Raw genomic sequence first — 14,379 nt, 5'->3', positions numbered from 1 at the left:
GGTTCAGCCTCGCTCGCCGCGCAGGGCTCGTTGATGGAAGTGCGGCAGTTGCTGCAAGGCGAATTGCGAAGCAATCTGCAGCACCTCTACACGCGAACCGGGAAACCATTGCTGACGCGTGAATACGGCGTGTTGACCGTCCAGTTGGAAGGCCCAGGCGAAACAGACGGTGCCGGCAGCGATGCCGTCGACGTCGTCAGGACCGAGAATCCCGGTGGTCGCAACGGCGACGTTGGCGGTGCTGTCACGCAACGCGCCGATGGCCATTTCCCGCGCGACTTCGACGCTGGTCAGGTTGAAGGTTTCGAGGGTGTGCGCACTGACATGCAGCAGCCGCTGCTTGGCCTGCGGTGAATACACTACATAGCCGCTCTCGATCAGTTGGCCGCTGCCCGGCACCTCCGACAGCAGCATGACAATGTTGCCGGCGGTGCACGATTCCGCCGTGGTGATGGTCAGCGAATGGTCGCGCAAATAGTCGACCGTTTCATTGGCAATGGACATGACGTTCACTCTTGGAATTATTGCCGGTTGACCGCATACCGCGGTGATCATTCCCACGTTCAGCGAGCCCGGTAGACGCCGGGCTCGCCGGTTCCCTCAAGTGGCGGGCACCCACGGTGGCGTCTCCGTGGTTTCCGCCAGCGGCACGTCGCTGCTGCCGGGCGTGAGGATCACCTTGCGGCAATTTTCCTGCTTCTTGTCGAAGAGCTTGTAGCCCTCGGCCGCCTGCTCCAGCGAGAGCCGGTGGGTGATGATCGCGTCGGGTTGCAGCGCTCCGGTTTCGATATGCCCGAGCAGCTCCGGCAGGTAGCGCTGGACATGGGTCTGGCCCATCTTGAACGTCAGGCCCTTGTCGAACGCATCGCCAAACAGGAAGCCGTGAATGAACCCGGCATACACACCGGGCACGCTGACCACCCCGCCACGCCGTACGGCGGCGATGCACTGGCGCAAGGCCTTACCGCTGCTGCCTTCGAGCTTGAGCGTGGCCAACACCGTTTCGGTGGTGCTGCCCTTGGCTTCGAACCCCACTGCATCGATCACCCCGTCGACACCACGATTACCGACCGTCTGCCGAATGATCGTGTCGGCCGGATCATCGTCCTCATCGAAGTTGATCGGGATCACGCCATAGGTGCGCTGCGCGTATTCCAGTCGATACGGGTGATGATCGACCATGAAGATTTGCTCGGCACCGAGCATTTTCGCGCACGCTGCGCTGAGCAGCCCGACCGGGCCGGCACCGTAAATGGCCACGGTCGAGCCCTTGCCGATTTGCGCATTGGTCACCGCTTGCCAAGCGGTCGGCAGAATGTCGGAAAGGAATAAAACCTTTTCGTCCGCCAGCGTGCCCGGCACCTTGAACGGCCCGGTGTTGGCCTTGGGCACGCGCACCAGCTCCGCCTGGCCGCCGGGAATGCCGCCGTACAAGCGGCTGAAGCCGAACAACGCCGCCGGCGGCGTAATGGACTTTTTGTTGAGGATTGCGCCGCGACCGGGGTTGGTGGTTTCGCACGCGGCATAGAGTTCCATCTGGCAGAAGAAGCAGCCACCGCAGGCGATCACGAAAGGGATTACCACGCGGTCACCGCGCTGTACCGCGGTCACCTCCGGCCCGGTTTCTTCGACGATGCCCATGAACTCATGGCCGAAGATATCGCCGTGTTCGACAGTGGGAATCTTGCCTCGGTACAAGTGCAAGTCGGAGCCGCAAATGGCGGTCGCGGTGACTCGCAGAATGATGTCGTCGGGGGCTTCGAGCTGCGGGTCCGGCACCGTCTCGACTCTCACATCGTGAGCGCCGTGGTAGGTCATTGCGCGCATGGCAAGGTCCTCTTCCTGATCAATGAAATGGCGTGAGTCTCTTCATTTCGGAAGCGCTGCGTTCTGCAGGAGTTCAGTGAAATTTTGCCGCAGCGGATCAATGGCTGCGGTGGCAGCAGGCTCGGTTTTGTTCAGATTGGTAATCTGCAAGGCGTGCACGATGCGCTTCATGCAGAGTGCACGAAGCGGTTTTGTCGCGGCTCCGGCAAAGCCTTGATCCAGCGCGGTTTGGCCGATCGGTGCAAGTTGGCACAGCTCATGCGTTGTAGACAGGGAATACACCGCACGGCCCATAGAGGCCTGTGTTCATACCGTGATAGCAGAGGCCAATAACTAATGAACGCCATCGACCTTCTCAAAGCCGACCATGAAAAAGTCAAAGACATCCTCAGCCAACTCAGCGAATCGACTGAACGGGCACTGAAGAAACGCGCCGAGCTGTTGGCCAAACTGGAGATGGAAGTCTCGATTCATACCCGTCTCGAAGAAGAAATCCTCTATCCCGCATTCAAGGAAGCGGGCAGCAAGGAAGAGGACGTGATGTATTACGAGGCCAAGGAAGAACACCGCACCGTGGATTCGCTGGTGCTGCCGGATCTGAAAGAGACCGACCCGGGCACGCCTGAGTTCGCTGGCCGGGTGAAGGTGGTCAAGGAGTTGCTTGAACACCATATCGAAGAAGAGGAATCGGAGATGTTTCCCAAGGCCAAACAGCTTTTGGGCAAAGCCAAGCTCGATGAACTGGGCGCGCAGATGGAGGCCATGAAGGCCAGTTACAAGAAGGAAATGGCTGCTTAAGGATTACGCGTGGTTTGGCCCGGCTTTGGCCGGGCTTTTTTTTGCCTGGCGCTCAGGGTGATGGCGAAATGTGTTCGGCTTGGGTACTGCGGTGCATTCTCCCCTCACCCCAGCCCTCTCCCGGAGGGAGAGGGAGCCGATTTCTGTTGGTTGCAGAATTAGCATTCAACACGGTATTCCGTGTCGACATCTCACGCCCAAACAACTCGGTCAGTCCCTCTTTGCCGAAAAGAGGGAGCCGATTTCTGTTGGTTGCAGAATTTGCATTCAACACGGTATTCCGCGTCGGCATCTCCGGGCTAAACAGTGCGGTCAGTCCCCTCTCCCTCCGGGAGAGGGTTAGGGTGAGGGGCTTTTGTCTTTTCGCTTGTCGCCCGCACTCACTACCCCTTATAACGACTGCTTTCATTTCAAGAACAAGAGACGTCAACCATGAGCAACGCCTGGAACGAAGGCTATTTCACCGACGAAGGCTACACCTACAGCTACAGCCGGGAGATCAACCCGGTGTTCCAGCGCTACTGCCTGTTGTTGCGCGGTTTTGCCAGTCTGGACAGTAACGACGGCTATCACTGCGAACTTGGTTTCGGTCAGGGCGTGTCGATCAATATCCACGCGACCGCCAATCCGGGCACGTTTGTCGGTACGGACTTTCATCCGGGCCAGGCGGCTTATGCCGTGGAGCTGGCCGCCGCAGCCAATAACGGTGCGCGCCTGTATGACGACAGCTTCGAACAGTTGCTGGCGCGCTCTGACCTGCCGCAGTTCGACAGCATCAGCCTGCACGGCATCTGGACCTGGGTCAGCCGCGACAACCAGAAGCTGATCGTCGAATTCACCCGTCGCCACCTCAAACCCGGTGGTCATCTGTACGTCAGCTACAACAGTTTCCCGGGCTGGTCGCCGTCGGCGCCGTTGCGTCAGTTGTTCAGTCTGCATGACCGCTTCGCTAACACTTCTGCACGTCCGGATCAGCGCATCGACGCTGCGTTGCAGTTTTCCGAGGCGCTGCTCGCGGCCAACCCGAAATACGCCGCGGCGGCGCCGAGTCTGGGTGCGCGACTGCAGAGCATCAAGGGCCAGGATCGTCAGTACGTCGCGCATGAGTATTTCAACCGCGACTGGAACTGCATGTACTTCGCCGACATGGTCGATGCCCTCGCACCTGCCAAGCTCGATTACGCGACGACCGCGGTACCGCTGGATTCGGTCGACCCGCTGAACCTGAGCGCGGAGGCGATGGATTTCCTCGAAACCATTGAGCACCCGGTCATGCGCGAGCAGGCGCGCGACTATTTCGTCAATCAGCATTTCCGCCGCGATCTGTACGTGCGCGGGGCCAACCGTCTGTCCGCGGCCGAACGCCGCGCGCATATGTTGCATACGCGTTTCGCACTGTTGCAACCGGCATCGAGCGTACCTGCCGCCGTCACCGGTCCGGCCGGCGAAGCCTCGTTGCAAGTGGAGATTTACGGCCCGGTGCTGGACGCGTTGGCAGACCAGGCCTATGCCGCAAAATCAATGCGCCAGTTGCTCGCAGCGGCAGCGCCGGTGACCTTCGACGATCTCGAACAAGCACTTGCCGTACTGGTCGGCATGGGGGTCGTTGCGCCGTGCCAGAGCGAAGCGGCCGAATCGCTGGTGCAAGACCGCTGCGCAGCGCTCAACCTGCAATTGTGCAAACGCTCGCTGTTCACCGCCAGGGTTCAAGTGCTGGCCAGCCCGGTCACCGGTGGTGGCGTGACGGTCAGCCGCTTCCAGCAACTGTTCCTGATTTCCGTCAAGCAAGGCAGAAAGCACCCGGCTGAATGGGCGCAGCTGGCGTGGAGTGTGATCAGCGAACAAGGCGAAGTGCTGATCAAGGGCGACCAGCCGTTGCTCACTGCCGAAGAAAATCTCGCTGAGCTGACCGAGCAGGCGCAGGCGTTTGCCGAGCAGTCGCTGGTGGTGCTCAGGGCGTTGAAAATCGCTTGAGATGCAGAATGCGCGGAAGCAGTAGCAGGTTAACCCTGCCGCTGCCAACGCGCGGTTTTATTGGCTGCGCTGCTTAATCGAAGGCGCCATTGACGATTTCGTAAATCAAACCGGTCGCTAGCGCGACAAGAATCAGATCCGTCCCCACCTGCTGCCATTCGTAGCCGTCGTAACGCGGCAAGTGGCCCAGCAGGCGACCGTCCAGTTTCTTCGCGATACCGGGTGGCAGCGGTTTGCCCCGCGCCAGATTCTTTTGAATACCCGGCGGCAGCGCCGGTCCCGGGCTCCAGTAGTCGCGATATCCACCAACAATTCCGAGGACGTTGCCGCGATCAATACTCGGACCACCCCCGTGGCCTTGATTGCCCTGGCCACCCTGATTGCCCTGGCCTTTCTGTTTACCGTGATCCTGCATGTTCTGCGGATTGCCTTTGCCGTTCCCCTGGCCTTTGCCGTTTCCGGGGTCGGCCGAAGCCACCGCAGACGCTAAAACCAGCGCAAGGGACGACGCCGTGGCAATCCATTTACGAGAGCTGGTCATGGGTACTCCTTCATGGCGGGAAGCTTCACTGTCATCTGGACGCTGAACCTCAGCTTAGTTTATTTCGCCGCGTTGACCATCGGTTAACCAAGCGGCCGGGCTGCAGACTGTGCGAGGCTTCACTGTTTCTCTAACAAATTGACATTGCCTTGGCCCGGCGCTTGGGTCAGGATTCGCGCCTTTTCAACCGTCAGCCGCGTATCCGTCCAGCGTACTGCGCCAGTCGCCCCCCACTTGCCTGCCGAGCACCCCAGATGAACCGCCAGAAGAAACTCAAGCAACTGTTCAAGGAAAAGGCCAAAAAGGCCAGTGCCAAACTGGCGCCGAAAAAGCCCAAGTACATCAGCAAGGCTGATCGCTTGAAACTGGCCGCCGAAGCCGCTGAGCCGGTTGAAAGCGGCGAGAGCGTTGCTTGACGCTCAGGACGCGTTACACGTCAGCCAGGCCCCCCAGAACAGGCTGCTGAAAAACCGCGTCGCCGCGCCAAACCCGGCCTCGCTCAGCAATGCCTGGACGGCGGCTTCGGAATGCGGCGGATCAGCTCCTTGCAGGATCTTGTCCAGTTTGGCCTGCACCTCATCAGCACTGGCGCCCTGCTGCCGCCAGCGTTGCGCCCAGGCCTGGAGCAATAACGGCTGGCTGGCGTAAGCGTAGTGATTGCCGGCGACGATCAGCGGCGCGCCTGGCTTCAGCCGGATCTGGATCGCGCGCAGAATGTCGCGTTTGGGTTGATCACCGTTGAGATGATGAAGCACGCCGATCAGGGTTGCCGCGTCGAACAAGATATCGGCAGGCAGATCTTCAACATGGCCCAGGTGTACTTGCGTTCTGTTCAGCAAATCATGGGCCCGCAACTGTTGCACAGCGGTATCGAGCATCGGCTCGGACGGATCAACCGCGATAAAACGCCACTGCGGCTCCAGCGCCGCCATCGCAATGATCTCTTGTGCCGTCCCGCCAGCGCCCACCACCAGAATAGTCGCCGCACGGTCCGTGCCAAGGCTGGCCGCCAGCATGCAGGCCGAGAGGTCATGGCAGGCATCGTACCCGGCCAAGGCAATGCGCGATTGTCTGGCATATTCACTGGCACGAGAGTTGTCGAATTTTCCGGCGAAGCTTTTCGAGGCTTGGCTCATGGCATTGCTCCTTGGTTTGGAGCAACGGTACGCCGGCGTTTCGGATAAGAAAAATTCATTGTTTTCATGCCCTGCATTCCACTCGGGAATGCAGGGGTATGGCTTTCTCGCTAGCTGACCCGCTCGATCAAACGCCCGAATGCGTGTGGTAAATCTTGCTGACAATCGTCCACTGCCCTTCCACCTTCAGCAGATTGAAAAAGTCGGTGAAACGGAAACCAGAAACGTTGTCGGTGTCGACTCGCGCGCTGGCGGCAGTACCGACGATATCGATCCGCACGATCGCCGCCTGAGCTTCGGGCGATGGGCGAAAGGACGTGTCGATCACGTCGTAGAGATTCTGGATCGCGCCGCCGACGAGGCGCTCGCCGTCGACACCAAACATCGTCGCCTGCGCGTTGAATGCCGGTTTCATCAGCGCGCTGTCAGCCTTCGCGCCACCCTCGTTGTACTGGTTGAGGACGGCGACGATCGCGTTGTATTCCTGCACGTATGTTGGGGTAGTCATGGTGGAGTTCCTGTTTTGAGTAAAGGCTGCCGCAAGCCAAAACCGACGCGGCAGCGGATGGTGATCAGGCGCTGGCGGTGGGCCAGTCGATGTAACCTTTGGCGCCGCCGCCGTAGTAGCTCTCCCGCGGCGCGATGGTCAGTTGGGTACCGCGACGCAAGCGCTCGACCAGGTCGGGGTTGGCGATGAACAAGCGGCCGAACGCCACCGCATCGATGCGGCCTTGCGCGCGTCGTTCGAGGGCCATTGGCAGGTCGTAGTTGTTGTTGCCGATGAACGGCCCGGTGAACTGCGCACTCAGTGCGTCCAGATCAATCCCTTCCGGCACGCTGCGCGACGTGGCTGTCGCCCCTTCGACGAAGTGCAGGTAGGCAAGATTCAATGGATTGAGTTGCCGGATGAGATAGCCGTAAGTCGCCATGACATTGCTGTCGGGCGGTGTGTTGCCGGCATCAGGGGTAACCGGCGACAGACGAATACCGACACGGTCGCTGCCCCACACGTCAATCACCGCGCGGGTGACTTCCAGGGTCAGGCGCGTACGGTTTTCGATGCTGCCGCCGTACTGATCGCTGCGCTGATTAGTCGAATCTCGCAGAAACTGGTCGAGCAGATAGCTGTTGGCCGAATGCACTTCCACGCCATCGAAACCGGCCTGTTTGGCGTTCTCCGCGGCACGTTGGTATTGCTCGATGATTCCGGCAATCTCCGCTGTTTCAAGTGCGCGCGGCATCGACACGTCAACGAAGCCTTTTTCGGTGTAGGTGCTGCCCTCAGCCTTGATCGCCGAAGGAGCCACAGGTGCCTGGCCGTCCGGCTGCAACTCGACACTGGAAAACCGCCCGACGTGCCACAACTGGCAGACGATCTTGCCGCCGGCGGCGTGCACCGCATCGGTCACCTTTCTCCAGCCAGCCACCTGATCCTGGGTCCAGATACCCGGTGTCATTGCATAACCGCGGCCCTGCGCAGAGATATTCGTCGCCTCGGCAATGATCAGTCCGGCTGTGGCGCGCTGGGCGTAATAGGTCGCGTGCAGGTCGTTGGGCACGCCGTCGTCGGCCATTCGGCTGCGCGTCAGTGGGGCCATGACGATGCGATTGGCCAAGTGCAGCGCGCCGAAGGTCACGGGTGAAAAAAGGTCGGTGTCAGCGGCGTGATCAGTCATTAAATCTCCAAAACATTAGACTGGTCGTCTACTGACCAGCGTTAAAAAAACGCCCCTGAGCCAGCGGGCGGTTGCTTGTTTCAAGCGTCCGTTGAGTAACCTTTCAATGGCAGGGCAGCGGCGATTCGTGTTTTACACTTGCCTCGGCGGTCCCCGGTTGCAATGCGGTTTTTTCCCACTTGGCGATCACCAGCGGCGCGATGGCGTTGCCCAGTACGTTCAGCGTCGTGGTACCGCTGTCGATGATCCGAAAAATGCCCGCGATCAGCGCCACGCCTTCCAGCGGCAGGCCGGCCGACGCCAGGGTCGCGGAGAGAATAATGATGGCAAAACCCGGTACGCCTGCCGCGCCCTTGGACGTCAGGACCATGGTCACCACCAGCAATATCTGTTGTGACAGCGACAGGTCGATGGCGTATAGCTGCGCGACAAAAATCGTCGCGACACCGAGAAAAATCGATGCCCCATCGAGGTTGAAGGCATAGCCCACCGGCACCACGAAACTGACAATCCGCCGCGGTACACCGTACTGCTCAAGTCGACTCATCAACTGCGGCATGACCGCTGCCGAAGCGGCACTGGAAAACGCCAGGATCAGCTCATTGCGGAAGTAGCCGATCAACTTGAAGATGTTTTCGCCGATGAGGCAGCAGATCCCGCCGAGTATCACCAAGGCAAAGACAACCAACGCCAGATAGACCACGCCGATCAACTTGAGCAACGGCAACAGTGAGGCAAAACCAAACGTCGCGACGGTCGCGCCGATCATGCCGAACACACCAATCGGCGCGTAGGCCATGACAATCGAAACCACCTTGAACATCGCATCGGAAATGCTCTGTACCAAAGCGATGGCGGGCGCACTCTGGTCTTTGGGCAGCGCGTTCAACGCCAGGCCGAACAACACCGCGAAGAACAACACCGAGAGCAATTTCGCTTCCGACATGGCCACCAGCACATTGTCCGGGACGATGTTCTGCAGGATCACCAGAGCACCTTTGGACGGCTCCAGTTTGATCGCGGCGGCGTTGTGCGAAATGCCGGAAATATCAGTGCCTGCGCCCGGTTCAAACACATTGGCAAAACACAGTCCGATGACGATCGCCAGTGCGGTGATCGCGAAGAAATAGCCCAGCGACTTGGCGCCCATACGACCGAACGATTTGTTATCGCCACCGCCGGCAATCCCCAGAATCATGCAACAGAACACAATCGGCACGACCACCATCTTCATCATTTTGATAAAGATGTCGCCGAGCGGTTTGAGGATCTCCGCGCTGACCCACGTCTGATACTGCGGATGGGTATTGAAATACCAACCGACGAGCACGCCAAGCAACAGCCCGGCAACGATTTGCCACACCAAGGGAATACGTTTCATGTCTAGCCTTCTTGTTGGAATGAACGGTCTGCGCGAACGGCAGTTGCTAGAGTCATGAGCATCCAGCTCACTTTGAGAAATGGCACAACGCTGTTGTGCCATGGCGGTTGTTACTTGGCGAAGAGCTGGCTCATATCCTTGAACGCTTTGAATTCCAGGGCATTGCCGCAGGGATCGAAGAGGAACATGGTGGCTTGTTCACCGACCTGGCCCTGAAAGCGGATGTACGGTTCGATCACGAACTGCGTGCCGAACGACTTCAGGCGTTCTGCCAGTGCCTCCCATTGTTGCCAGCCGAGAATGATGCCGAAGTGCGGCACCGGTACGTCATGGCCGTCAACCGGGTTGCTGTGCACGCTCTCTTGGGAGGCGGTTTTCGGATGTTCGTGAATCACCAGTTGATGGCCGTAAAAGTTGAAGTCGACCCATTGCGTGCTCGAGCGTCCTTCTTCAAGACCAAAGACTTCACCGTAAAAAGTGCGCGCCGCGGCCAGGTCATAAACAGGGATAGCGAGGTGAAAAGGCGAGAGAGTCATCAGAGCTCCAGGATCGTTTTTGTTGGTTGGCGAACAAGTCCCAGCGACATCGTCTCTTGTGGTTCAGCCGGTGCCGGGATGAAAAACATCCTAGGACGAAAAACCCAACATAAAAATCAATATATATTTCTCAGATTCACAACTAATATTTGTGAATGATCAAAGAACTGAAAACACTCATTGCCGTGGCGCGCGAAGGCACCTTCGCGGCGGCCGGTAACCGGATCGGCCTGACGCAGGCCGCGGTCAGCGCGCAGATGCAGCGCCTCGAAGCCGAACTCGGTTTCGAGCTCTTCGACCGCAAGGGCCGCTCGGCGCACCTGAACAAAATGGGCCAGCAGATCCTGCTGCAAGCCCAGGACTTGCTCAGGCTCTACGACAACCTCGGTTCGACCGCGGTGGGTTTGCCGCCCAGTGTGCTGGTCAACCTTGGCGCGATTGCCTCGGTGCAACGCTCGTATCTGCCGGATGCGCTGGCGCGCTTTCACCAACAATGCCCGTACTGCCGGACCCGGGTGATTCCGGGCCTGTCGATGGAACTGGTGAATCTGGTGGATACCGGCGAAATCGACATGGCCGTGGTCATTCGCCCGCCCTTCTCGCTGCAGAGCGACTTGCGCTGGACCACCCTGGCCCTTGAGCCATATCGGCTGATCGTGCCGCGCGAAGTGGCGGGCGATGACTGGACGCAATTGCTCTCCAGCCAGCCGTTTATCCGCTATGACCGCTCCTCCTTTGGCGGCAGACAGGTCGACCGCTTTTTGCGCCAGATGCATTTCAACCTGCGCGAAGTCTGTGAGCTGGACGAACTGGAGGCGATCATCAAACTGGTCGAAAACGGCGTCGGTGTGGCACTGGTGCCACAGACGTCGCCGGATTTCGAATGGCCTGCCGGGGTCCGCGCTTTCGATTTGGGGCAACACACCTTCCATCGTGACATCGGCCTGGTTCATCGGGCGCGGCAGACCTTCACCGAGCCGGTGCGGGTCCTTGCCGAATTGATCAGCACTCAGCTCAAGCCGGGCAGCGAGCAAGCCTGATCGGTCCAACCATTAACTGCGTCAATAACAACCATTAACTCAATGAAGTTCTCTTATCAGTGCTGCGGCGTAAGATCGGCTCCAGACCCAACCACTACCCAACGGAGCACACAATCATGAAACGCCAAGCCCTTTTCAGCATCGCTTTCTCGCTCTTCGCACTGAACGCTTTCGCCGCTACCCCTGCACAGCCGCTGGTGGCCGAAGGCGGTTCCGACCGCTTGCTGGAACAACGCACCGCTGCTGCCACACAAACCGATCCACTGTTCAGCGATGCCGTCGCCGCGACCGAAACCGATCCGCTGTTCAGCGACGCCGTAGCCGCCACTGAAACCGATCCGCTGTTCAGCGACGCTATAGCCGAAGGCGGTTCTGACCGTCTGATCGAACGCCGCGCCGTCTGAATGCCGCGTTTCACTGCGGTCACCGAAGAAAAGCCCGACCTCGCCGTCGGGCTTTTTGCGTTCAGGGGTTGCTGAACACCACGCAACCGCCTGCGCTCAACTAACCTTGAGTGACCTCATGCGGGAGCAAACAAACCATGTCCCTCGCTCTCCGATTTTTGCTCGCCCCGACGGCTTCGTTATTGCTTGCCATGAGCGCTCATGGGCAAACCGAGGTCGACCCGCAGCAACCACCCGCCCTGCTGCCGCTGGTTTCCGAAGCCGCGCCCAGGCTGATGGCCTACCCGCCTCTCGCCGAGCCGCTGGCCCGTGGCGTGGTGATCATTCAATACCGCACCGAACACACGCGGATCATGCCGGTGTTCGGCAAAGCGGCAGTGCCGGTATCGCCGCGTCTGGGTCATCTGCATGTCACCGTTGATGACTGGAAAGGTACCTGGGCTCACACCAGTGAAGACCCGATCATCCTGGTCGGCCTGACGCCAGGTGCGCACAAGGTACTGCTGGAGATTGCCGATCCGACGCACACCGTGCTGACCAGCACGACGGTGAATTTCGTCGTGCCTGCCAATCAACCCTGAGCGCAATCAGCGGCCGGCGCGCAAACTTTTCCCCCGCTCTCGGGTTGATCACCTACCCTCATAGACTGTCTGGTCGATTCGAGCCGCCCCACCATGCGCGACGCCTTGAAATGGATGTTGTTGGTCGCCCTCACGCTGCTCGGTAGCAGCAGCCTGGCGCTGTGGGCGGAGGATTTGCCGGCGCCAGCGCCGACTACCACCGCGCCATTGCCGGTGATTGCGCAAAGCGATTTGCAAGCCTTGCAGCAGCGCCTCGACGGGCTCAAGCAGCAGATCTCTGCGGCGAACAATTACAACCAGCTCGAAGGTCCGCAGGATCGGGTCCAGACGTTCATTCTCGATATCGATCGATTGTCGGCTGCGCTGTTGCCGCAACAGGCGCAACTGGCGGTGCAACTGGGCGTGTTGGGGGCTGCGCCGGACACCGATGTGGCCGCCGAGCAAGCCGACATCATCGCTCAACGAGCCACGTTGACGGCGCAGAAAACCAGACTCGACAGCACCCTGAAAAGCCTTGCCGCGCTCAAGCAGAATGCCGCGGACCTGATCACCCAGATTGCCGGTATTCGCCGTACGCTGCTGGAAAGCGAATTGACGTTGGGCACCCACAGCGTTCTGCATCCCGGCTTCTGGTTGCCGCTGCTCGATCCCAGCGCGGATGATCGGCAGCGACTGCAGTTTTTCGTCGACCAACTACGTCTGTCCTGGGCCAGCGTGTGGCTGCCCGGCGAGCGCTTTTACACCAGCCTGCTGGTATTTCTGGCCTTTATCGTCTGGACATTCGGACGCCGGCTGGCCGAGCGCGGCCTGACCTGGCTGTGCATTCATCGCGTGCCGGAGGGACGGCTGCGGCGCAGCGCGCTCGCCTTTGCCTCGGCGCTGGCAACCATCGCCACCACCGGCATCGCCCTGCAAATTCTGTTTTATGCCTGCACCCGGCATCAGCCGTTATCGCCAGTGCTGCAAACCTTCTCCGAAGAGTTTGAAAAGGTTGTGTATGCCTGCGTGCTGATTACCGGTCTGAGCCGCGCGCTGCTGTCGACCGAGCATCCCTCGTGGCGTTTGCCGGCGATTGCCGATCCGGTCGCTCTGGCGCTCAAGCCCTACCCGCGCATCCTCTCCTGCACGTTGCTGGTATTGGTGACTTTGGTGCAGGTCAGCAACGCCACCGGCATGAGCAGTCAGATCGTGATCACCGGGCGCGGGATCATCGCGATGGTTGTGCTGGCGATTGTCCTGACGTTGCTGCTGCGGGTCGGCAAGGTGCGCAAGGCGCTGGTCGCGGCCAACGATGCGGCGGCGGCCAACAGCACGTTTGCCGGGATCATCTACACCGTCGCCAGCGTTTCGATTCTGGTCTCGGCACTGGCCCTGCTCGCCGGCTACGTTTCGCTGGCGCGGTTCATCAGTTATCAGTTGGTCTGGGGTTTTATTGTCCTGTCCGGTTTCTACCTGCTGATCCAACTGGTCAAGGACCTCTGCGAGCACGTGTTTTCACCCCGCCATGCCAGCGGCAAGGCACTCAAGCAACTGCTCGGCATCGGCGATCGGCGCCTCGATCAAGTGGCGATCCTGCTGTCCGGCTTCAGCCGTGCCGCGCTGATGTTGCTGGCGGTGATCAGCCTGTTCGTCGGCGGCATCGGCACCACGCTCGGGCAACTGCTGAGCAACATCATGGTCATCCTCGGCGGCGCCGGGCTGCGCAAGCTGAACATCGTCCCCGCGCACCTGCTCAACGCCGTACTGGCCTTGATTATCGGCATCTGGCTGATCCGCACCCTCAGTCGCTGGCTGGACCACGAATTCCTGCCCAAGACCGAGATGGACCCCGGCATGTGTGCGTCGCTGAGCACACTGTTTTCCAACATCGGTTACGCGCTGGTGATTCTGCTGACCCTGTCGTCGCTGGGTGTGCAGTGGACCAATCTGGCGTGGATCGTCAGTGCCTTATCGGTGGGTATCGGTTTCGGTTTGCAGGAAATCGTGAAGAACTTCGTGTCCGGGCTGATTCTGTTGACTGAACGGCCGGTGAAGGTTGGCGACCTGATCAGCATCAGCGGCGTCGAAGGCGACATTCGCCGGATCAACGTACGCGCCACGGAAATCCAGCTCAGCGACCGCTCGATCGTCATCGTGCCCAACTCGCAATTGATCTCGCAGAACCTGCGCAACGTCACCCTGGGCGGCAGCGCGCAAGGCGTGGCATCGCTGGAGCTGATGTTCCCGCTGGACATCGACCCTGAGCAGGTGAAAGATCTGCTGCTCGACACCTACCGCGAGAACGAAACCTTGCTGGATAAACCGGCGCCGTTCGTGCGCTTCAGCAAGCTGTCGCCGGACGGGATCACGCTGACGGTGACCGGGTATGTGGCCAGCCCGAGGATTGTCGGGGTGACTAAAAGTGATCTGTTGTTTGAGATTTTGAAGCGTCTGGGTGCGGCGGGCATCGCGCTGGCGAAACCGCCGGCGGCGAGTTGATATAGCC

General features: G+C 59.8%; 16 protein-coding genes. 7 read left to right on the top strand and 9 right to left on the bottom strand.

Features of this window, described 5'->3' with window-relative positions:
- Positions 1-3: 3 nt before the first annotated feature.
- From J3P75_RS11920 to J3P75_RS11910, 3 genes are all read right to left on the bottom strand, one after another.
- The gene (locus J3P75_RS11920; protein ID WP_434710647.1) at positions 4-504 is read right to left on the bottom strand and encodes a CinA family protein; all 501 of its coding nucleotides are present in this window, start codon (positions 502-504) and stop codon (positions 4-6) included.
- Between the two features lie 96 nt (positions 505-600).
- Positions 601-1,827, bottom strand: a complete 1,227-nt coding sequence (locus tag J3P75_RS11915; RefSeq protein ID WP_434710645.1) for a zinc-dependent alcohol dehydrogenase — start codon at positions 1,825-1,827, stop codon at positions 601-603.
- A 42-nt stretch (positions 1,828-1,869) separates the two neighbouring features.
- On the bottom strand, positions 1,870-2,121 hold the full coding sequence (locus J3P75_RS11910; protein ID WP_434710643.1) for a hypothetical protein: 252 nt from the start codon (positions 2,119-2,121) through the stop codon (positions 1,870-1,872).
- Positions 2,122-2,163: 42 nt separating this feature from the next.
- On the opposite strand from J3P75_RS11910, the gene J3P75_RS11905 reads away from it, so the two are divergent.
- Positions 2,164-2,625, top strand: coding sequence for a hemerythrin domain-containing protein (locus J3P75_RS11905; protein ID WP_203418381.1), 462 nt, complete (start codon positions 2,164-2,166; stop codon positions 2,623-2,625).
- A 432-nt stretch (positions 2,626-3,057) separates the two neighbouring features.
- Positions 3,058-4,599, top strand: a complete 1,542-nt coding sequence (locus J3P75_RS11900; RefSeq protein WP_434710641.1) for a class I SAM-dependent methyltransferase — start codon at positions 3,058-3,060, stop codon at positions 4,597-4,599.
- Positions 4,600-4,672: 73 nt separating this feature from the next.
- Here the strand turns inward: J3P75_RS11900 and J3P75_RS11895 are convergent, their stop codons facing one another.
- Positions 4,673-5,140: an anti-virulence regulator CigR family protein gene (locus J3P75_RS11895; RefSeq protein ID WP_434710639.1), complete on the bottom strand. Its 468-nt coding sequence runs from the start codon at positions 5,138-5,140 to the stop codon at positions 4,673-4,675.
- Between the two features lie 254 nt (positions 5,141-5,394).
- Here J3P75_RS11895 and J3P75_RS11890 point away from each other — a divergent pair, with 254 nt between their 5' ends.
- Positions 5,395-5,556: a DUF2986 domain-containing protein gene (locus J3P75_RS11890; protein ID WP_434710637.1), complete on the top strand. Its 162-nt coding sequence runs from the start codon at positions 5,395-5,397 to the stop codon at positions 5,554-5,556.
- A gap of 3 nt (positions 5,557-5,559) precedes the next feature.
- On the opposite strand, the gene J3P75_RS11885 is transcribed toward J3P75_RS11890, so the two are convergent.
- The 5 genes from J3P75_RS11885 to J3P75_RS11865 all read right to left on the bottom strand — a co-directional run bounded on the left by J3P75_RS11885 (position 5,560) and on the right by J3P75_RS11865 (position 9,869).
- Positions 5,560-6,276 (bottom strand): class I SAM-dependent methyltransferase, encoded by a 717-nt coding sequence (locus tag J3P75_RS11885; protein WP_434710636.1) that lies wholly within the window; start codon positions 6,274-6,276, stop codon positions 5,560-5,562.
- 127 nt (positions 6,277-6,403) lie between these two features.
- The gene (locus tag J3P75_RS11880; RefSeq protein ID WP_434710634.1) at positions 6,404-6,784 is read right to left on the bottom strand and encodes a nuclear transport factor 2 family protein; all 381 of its coding nucleotides are present in this window, start codon (positions 6,782-6,784) and stop codon (positions 6,404-6,406) included.
- A gap of 64 nt (positions 6,785-6,848) precedes the next feature.
- Positions 6,849-7,952: an alkene reductase gene (locus J3P75_RS11875; protein WP_434710633.1), complete on the bottom strand. Its 1,104-nt coding sequence runs from the start codon at positions 7,950-7,952 to the stop codon at positions 6,849-6,851.
- A 103-nt stretch (positions 7,953-8,055) separates the two neighbouring features.
- On the bottom strand, positions 8,056-9,333 hold the full coding sequence (locus J3P75_RS11870; RefSeq protein WP_434710631.1) for a cation:dicarboxylate symporter family transporter: 1,278 nt from the start codon (positions 9,331-9,333) through the stop codon (positions 8,056-8,058).
- A 110-nt stretch (positions 9,334-9,443) separates the two neighbouring features.
- Positions 9,444-9,869 (bottom strand): VOC family protein, encoded by a 426-nt coding sequence (locus J3P75_RS11865; RefSeq protein ID WP_090283955.1) that lies wholly within the window; start codon positions 9,867-9,869, stop codon positions 9,444-9,446.
- A gap of 155 nt (positions 9,870-10,024) precedes the next feature.
- On the opposite strand from J3P75_RS11865, the gene J3P75_RS11860 reads away from it, so the two are divergent.
- The 4 genes from J3P75_RS11860 (at position 10,025) to J3P75_RS11845 (ending at position 14,372) form a co-directional block, all read left to right on the top strand.
- Positions 10,025-10,909 (top strand): LysR family transcriptional regulator, encoded by an 885-nt coding sequence (locus tag J3P75_RS11860; protein ID WP_434710629.1) that lies wholly within the window; start codon positions 10,025-10,027, stop codon positions 10,907-10,909.
- Between the two features lie 116 nt (positions 10,910-11,025).
- The gene (locus J3P75_RS11855; RefSeq protein ID WP_434710627.1) at positions 11,026-11,313 is read left to right on the top strand and encodes a hypothetical protein; all 288 of its coding nucleotides are present in this window, start codon (positions 11,026-11,028) and stop codon (positions 11,311-11,313) included.
- A 137-nt stretch (positions 11,314-11,450) separates the two neighbouring features.
- Entirely contained in the window at positions 11,451-11,894 is a 444-nt protein-coding gene (locus tag J3P75_RS11850) for a DUF6130 family protein (RefSeq protein WP_434710625.1), read from the top strand.
- Positions 11,895-11,987: 93 nt separating this feature from the next.
- Positions 11,988-14,372 carry a DUF3772 domain-containing protein gene (locus tag J3P75_RS11845; protein ID WP_434710623.1) on the top strand — a complete coding sequence of 795 codons (2,385 nt, stop codon included), beginning with the start codon at positions 11,988-11,990 and terminating at the stop codon, positions 14,370-14,372.
- Positions 14,373-14,379 lie beyond the last annotated feature (7 nt).

The organism is Pseudomonas sp. R1-1 (assembly GCF_051132135.1).
In the GTDB taxonomy this organism is placed as follows: Bacteria; Pseudomonadota; Gammaproteobacteria; order Pseudomonadales; family Pseudomonadaceae; genus Aquipseudomonas.
Note: the sequence above shows the minus strand (reverse complement) of the source record. Positions and strands in the feature narration are given on the sequence as shown.

What these genes read in the sequence shown, in the direction of transcription:
- J3P75_RS11880 (WP_434710634.1), bottom strand. Translation starts at nt 6,784, where the DNA reads ATGACTACCCCAACATACGTGCAGGAATACAACGCGATCGTCGCCGTC.
- J3P75_RS11900 (WP_434710641.1), top strand. Translation starts at nt 3,058, where the DNA reads ATGAGCAACGCCTGGAACGAAGGCTATTTCACCGACGAAGGCTACACC.
- J3P75_RS11855 (WP_434710627.1), top strand. Translation starts at nt 11,026, where the DNA reads ATGAAACGCCAAGCCCTTTTCAGCATCGCTTTCTCGCTCTTCGCACTG.
- J3P75_RS11850 (WP_434710625.1), top strand. Translation starts at nt 11,451, where the DNA reads ATGTCCCTCGCTCTCCGATTTTTGCTCGCCCCGACGGCTTCGTTATTG.
- J3P75_RS11875 (WP_434710633.1), bottom strand. Translation starts at nt 7,952, where the DNA reads ATGACTGATCACGCCGCTGACACCGACCTTTTTTCACCCGTGACCTTC.
- J3P75_RS11915 (WP_434710645.1), bottom strand. Translation starts at nt 1,827, where the DNA reads ATGCGCGCAATGACCTACCACGGCGCTCACGATGTGAGAGTCGAGACG.
- J3P75_RS11905 (WP_203418381.1), top strand. Translation starts at nt 2,164, where the DNA reads ATGAACGCCATCGACCTTCTCAAAGCCGACCATGAAAAAGTCAAAGAC.
- J3P75_RS11860 (WP_434710629.1), top strand. Translation starts at nt 10,025, where the DNA reads ATGATCAAAGAACTGAAAACACTCATTGCCGTGGCGCGCGAAGGCACC.
- J3P75_RS11910 (WP_434710643.1), bottom strand. Translation starts at nt 2,121, where the DNA reads ATGGGCCGTGCGGTGTATTCCCTGTCTACAACGCATGAGCTGTGCCAA.
- J3P75_RS11885 (WP_434710636.1), bottom strand. Translation starts at nt 6,276, where the DNA reads ATGAGCCAAGCCTCGAAAAGCTTCGCCGGAAAATTCGACAACTCTCGT.
- J3P75_RS11920 (WP_434710647.1), bottom strand. Translation starts at nt 504, where the DNA reads ATGTCCATTGCCAATGAAACGGTCGACTATTTGCGCGACCATTCGCTG.
- J3P75_RS11870 (WP_434710631.1), bottom strand. Translation starts at nt 9,333, where the DNA reads ATGAAACGTATTCCCTTGGTGTGGCAAATCGTTGCCGGGCTGTTGCTT.
- J3P75_RS11845 (WP_434710623.1), top strand. Translation starts at nt 11,988, where the DNA reads ATGCGCGACGCCTTGAAATGGATGTTGTTGGTCGCCCTCACGCTGCTC.
- J3P75_RS11865 (WP_090283955.1), bottom strand. Translation starts at nt 9,869, where the DNA reads ATGACTCTCTCGCCTTTTCACCTCGCTATCCCTGTTTATGACCTGGCC.
- J3P75_RS11890 (WP_434710637.1), top strand. Translation starts at nt 5,395, where the DNA reads ATGAACCGCCAGAAGAAACTCAAGCAACTGTTCAAGGAAAAGGCCAAA.
- J3P75_RS11895 (WP_434710639.1), bottom strand. Translation starts at nt 5,140, where the DNA reads ATGACCAGCTCTCGTAAATGGATTGCCACGGCGTCGTCCCTTGCGCTG.